Annotated in this window: 5 protein-coding genes; all 5 read left to right on the forward strand. The window is 38.1% G+C overall.

All coding sequences use genetic code 11. The annotated features are described in order from the left end of the window. Nucleotides 1–73: 73 nt before the first annotated feature. On the forward strand, nt 74–508 hold the full coding sequence (gene zapA / locus A5875_RS02875) for a cell division protein ZapA (protein ID WP_088932206.1): 435 nt from the start codon (nt 74–76) through the stop codon (nt 506–508). A 12-nt stretch (nt 509–520) separates the two neighbouring features. Beyond that, nucleotides 521–1,069 carry a CvpA family protein gene (locus tag A5875_RS02880; RefSeq protein ID WP_088932207.1) on the forward strand — a complete coding sequence of 183 codons (549 nt, stop codon included), beginning with the start codon at nt 521–523 and terminating at the stop codon, nt 1,067–1,069. Nucleotides 1,070–1,129: 60 nt separating this feature from the next. Next, nucleotides 1,130–3,490: an endonuclease MutS2 gene (locus A5875_RS02885; protein ID WP_088932208.1), complete on the forward strand. Its 2,361-nt coding sequence runs from the start codon at nt 1,130–1,132 to the stop codon at nt 3,488–3,490. 112 nt (nt 3,491–3,602) lie between these two features. Continuing rightward, nucleotides 3,603–3,917, forward strand: a complete 315-nt coding sequence (gene trxA / locus A5875_RS02890; protein ID WP_088932209.1) for a thioredoxin — start codon at nt 3,603–3,605, stop codon at nt 3,915–3,917. Between the two features lie 158 nt (nt 3,918–4,075). Beyond that, a partial coding sequence (locus A5875_RS02895) for a GIY-YIG nuclease family protein (RefSeq protein ID WP_176244607.1) occupies nt 4,076–4,390 on the forward strand: 315 nt, incomplete at its 3' end.

The raw sequence follows: 4,390 nt of genomic DNA on the forward strand, positions 1-4,390 counted from the left end.
GGTTTTAGCATATAATAAATTAGTATTTTTGATACTGGGTTATTAAAAAATTGTATTAGAAAGGTTGATCGATATGGCGCAAAATCGCTATAAGGCAATCGTTGCCGGTCAGACTTATACTATCATTGGTCAAGAATCGAAGCAACATATGGATATGGTTACAGCTTTGGTCAATGAACAGTTAAATGAGATCATGTCGTTATCACCTGAGATCACACAAGAAAAAGCTGCGATGCTGTTGGCGATCAATGCGGTCTCAGATCAATTGAAAAAACAAGAGGCGTTAATGAAGCTGGAAAAGCAGCAATACACGCTGGATGGGCAGGCCGCCCATAATTTAGAATTAGAGAATCGAATCAAAAAAATCGAAGCAATTGAAGCCGAAGCCAAAGAAATCATGCGGAGAAACGGAAAAGAAAATGTCCCGATCCGAAATCACGTAGAAGCGCAGCAAATCGTTAACGAAAACCGGAAACGTGAGATTCAAAAAAGAGCGGCAAATAAATAAGTGAGGGATACTATGTTAACATTAGTAATTTTATTTGCATTACTGCTATCTTTTTATGTTGGCTATCGACGAGGTGCAGCTTACCAGATAGTATTTTCAATCGGATATCTGCTGTCGTTTATCGCTGCCCAAATGTTTTATCAACAATTAGGTTCCCATTTGGACTTATTCGTACCATATCCATCTGTTACTAGCGAATCAAAAATGGTCTATTACTCTGTAGAACAAGCTTTTAATTTAGATAAGGCTTTTTATGCGGGTGTGGCGTTTGTAATGATTTTAATTGTTGGCTGGCTAGCAACACATTTAATCGCGATCTTTTTCAAAGACTTGCTGTTTAAAGTGATTATTCCTCAGTATGATGGGATTGTTGCTGGAGTTCTCCAACTGTTTGTTTGTTATGTATTTATTTTTTTGATGTTGAAGCTTGTCAGTTTCGTACCGATGGCATTGATTCAAAATCAATTAGAAGGCAGCTGGTATGCTCGATTTATGATTGAGCACTCACTGTTTTTAAGTTCACAGTTTGACAACTTATGGGTGACAAAAATTATTGGATAAAGAAAAGACCGGGACGCTGTTTGACAGGTTTCGGTTTATTTATGTATAGAAGGTGAAAAAATGAATGAGCGCATTCTAAAAACATTAGAATTTGAGCAAGTAAAAAAAATGATTCAACAATATTTAACAACCGAACAAGGTGAAGAGGAAATTCGTCAATTGGCACCTTCGAGTAATGAAGAAACGGTTCAAGCCTGGCTGGATGAAACGGAAGACGGGATGAAGGTTCAACGTTTACGCGGTGGACTGCCTATTCCTAAACTAAATAATATTAAGCCGCACATGAAACGAATTGAAATTGGTGCAAATCTCAATGGATTAGAACTAGCAGAAGTTTCTCGTGTTTTGTCAACGACCAGTGAGCTGGTTCGTTTTATTGATGATTTAAAGGATAGTGAATTAGAATTTTTACGGATCTATTTTTGGGAAGAGCAATTAACGACGTTACCAGAATTGAGTGGGAAATTACGGCGTTCTGTAGAAGAGGATGGACGAATTCGTGATGAAGCATCCACTGAATTGCGTACGATTCGTAGTCAGATTCGCCGCAGCGAACAAACTATTCGAGAACAACTGGACGGGTTGATTCGTGGAAAAAACGCAAAATATTTAAGTGACAGCTTGATTACCATGCGAAATGATCGATATGTGATTCCTGTAAAACAAGAATATCGTGGTGTTTTTGGCGGTGTTGTCCATGATCAAAGTGCTTCTGGACAAACCTTGTTTATGGAGCCGAAACAGATTGTAGAGTTAAACAACCGCTTACGTCAGCAGCAAATTGCTGAGCGAACAGAAATAGAGCGTATACTAGCTGAATTATCGGCTGAATTAGTAGCTCCGCGAAAAGATATTTTACACAATGCTTACGTATTAGGTCGTTTTGACTTGATGAATGCAAAGGCCAGATTTGCAAAGTCATTGAAAGCAGTTGTACCTGTGATTAATCAGGAGAATCACGTATTTTTCAAACAAGCTCGACATCCACTCCTAGATCAGGAAAAGGCTGTCGCGAATGATATTATGATCGGACAAGATTTCCAAGCTGTTGTTATCACTGGTCCGAACACTGGCGGGAAGACTATCTCTCTAAAAACACTGGGCCTTTTACAATTAATGGGGCAAGCAGGGTTGCCGTTATCTGTAGGTGAAGAGAGTGAAATGGGGATTTTTACAGAAATATTCGCTGATATTGGTGATGAACAATCTATCGAACAAAGTTTATCGACATTTTCTTCTCACATGACCAATATTGTATCAATACTAGATAAAATTGATGAACATAGTCTAGTGCTATTTGATGAATTGGGTGCAGGAACCGACCCGCAGGAAGGTGCGGCGCTAGCAATTGCGATTTTGGATGCAGTTGGAGCTCAATCATCTTACGTCATGGCGACAACTCACTATCCGGAATTGAAAATATACGGTTACAATCGTTCTAACACGATTAATGCAAGTATGGAGTTTGATGTCGATACCTTAAGTCCGACCTATCGCTTACTGATCGGGGTTCCAGGGCGAAGCAATGCTTTTGAAATTTCTCGTCGCTTAGGCCTCGATTCGATGGTGATCGAAAATGCGAAACAAATCATTGATGAAGAAAGTCAAGATTTGAATGAGATGATCTCTGATTTAGAAAATCAACGCAAAGCCACGGAAACTGAGTATTTGGAGATTCGTCACTATGTAGACGAATCTGAAAAATTATATCGTGATTTGAAAAACGCTTATTCCTATTTCTTTGATGAGCGGGAAAAAGAGATGGATAAAGCTCGTAAAGAAGCCAATAAGATTGTTAATGAAGCGGAAGAAAATGCCGAAAAAATTATTAAAGATATCCGCCAAATGCAATTAGATGGTCAAGGTAATATAAAAGAGCATCAATTGATTGATGCAAAAACGCAATTAGCTGATTTAAAGCAAGATGAACATCTGAAAAAAAATAAAATTTTACAAAAAGCTAAGGCTAAAAAGCAGTTCAAGCCAAATGATGAAGTTATTGTGGAAACTTATGGACAACGCGGTACTTTAATTCAAAAGGTCGCAGATAACGAGTGGCAGGTACAATTAGGAATTTTGAAGATGACTGTATCTGAGGATGACATGACTTTGACTACACCTGTTGAAGAGCCGAAGCAACGAGTAATAACAGGCGTTCAACGAGGAGCGAGTGCTCGTGTGAAACCTGAATTGGACTTACGAGGTAAACGTTACGAAGAAGCACTTGCGGAAGTGGATCAATATATTGATGCGGCACTTTTGGCAAACTTTGCTCAAGTGCGTATCATTCACGGAAAAGGAACAGGTGCTTTACGAAAAGGTATTACTGACTATCTGAAAAATAATCGCAATGTTCAAAGCTTCGAATTTGCTCCAGCAAATCAAGGGGGCAGTGGAGCCACTGTAGTAACTTTTAAATAGTTTACAAGTGTAAGCAGAAGAGTAGCGAAGAAAATAGGACCGTGCTATACTACTTTTAGTAAGAAAAAAGGATACTGATTTTAAGTATCCGATTTATATAGGAGGAATTCAAATGGCACAAGTAGTTACTGATAAAACTTTTAACGAAGAAACAGATAACGGTCTTGTTTTGATTGACTTTTGGGCAACATGGTGTGGTCCTTGTCGCATGCAGGCACCGATCTTGGAACAATTATCTGAGGAATATGATGAAGACGAATTTAGAGTTGTAAAAATGGATGTGGATGAAAATCCAGAAACTCCAGCATCATTTGGAATCATGAGCATTCCGACACTTGTCTTGAAAAAAGATGGACAAGTTGTTGATAAGGTTATCGGTGTTCACACTAAGGATCAATTAAAAGAGCTTATCCAAGCTCACATGTAAGATATTGAGCTGGACCTTGAGTCCAGCTTTTTTAAATAAAGCAAATCTGCTTCTAAAGATACATAGTTCGAAACAGTAAAAACTATTTAATAGATAGTTTTTCAGTAGATTTGCAGATAAAATCATTATTAGGAGATAGCTGTGAAGGGAAGCAACTTATGAACGAACGAATTAAGAATAAATTAGCGCTTTTACCAGATCAACCAGGTTGCTATCTGATGAAAGATAAGAACGGCACGATCATTTATGTGGGGAAGGCTAAAATTTTAAAGAATCGTGTCCGCTCATATTTCACGGGTAGTCATAACACCAAGACTGAGCGATTAGTCAGTGAGATTGTGGACTTTGAGTATATCGTGACAGAATCCAATATCGAGGCGTTGTTGCTTGAGATTAATTTAATCAAGAAAAATGATCCAAAATACAACATCATGTTAAAGGACGATAAGACATATCCGTTTTTAAAAATTACG

It is taken from the genome of Enterococcus sp. 3H8_DIV0648, assembly GCF_002140655.1.
GTDB classification, from domain to species: domain Bacteria; phylum Bacillota; class Bacilli; order Lactobacillales; family Enterococcaceae; genus Enterococcus_A; species Enterococcus_A hulanensis.

Coding starts and splice junctions, on each gene's coding strand:
- zapA (WP_088932206.1), top strand. CDS start 74: ATGGCGCAAAATCGCTATAAGGCAATCGTTGCCGGTCAGACTTATACT.
- A5875_RS02880 (WP_088932207.1), top strand. CDS start 521: ATGTTAACATTAGTAATTTTATTTGCATTACTGCTATCTTTTTATGTT.
- A5875_RS02885 (WP_088932208.1), top strand. CDS start 1,130: ATGAATGAGCGCATTCTAAAAACATTAGAATTTGAGCAAGTAAAAAAA.
- trxA (WP_088932209.1), top strand. CDS start 3,603: ATGGCACAAGTAGTTACTGATAAAACTTTTAACGAAGAAACAGATAAC.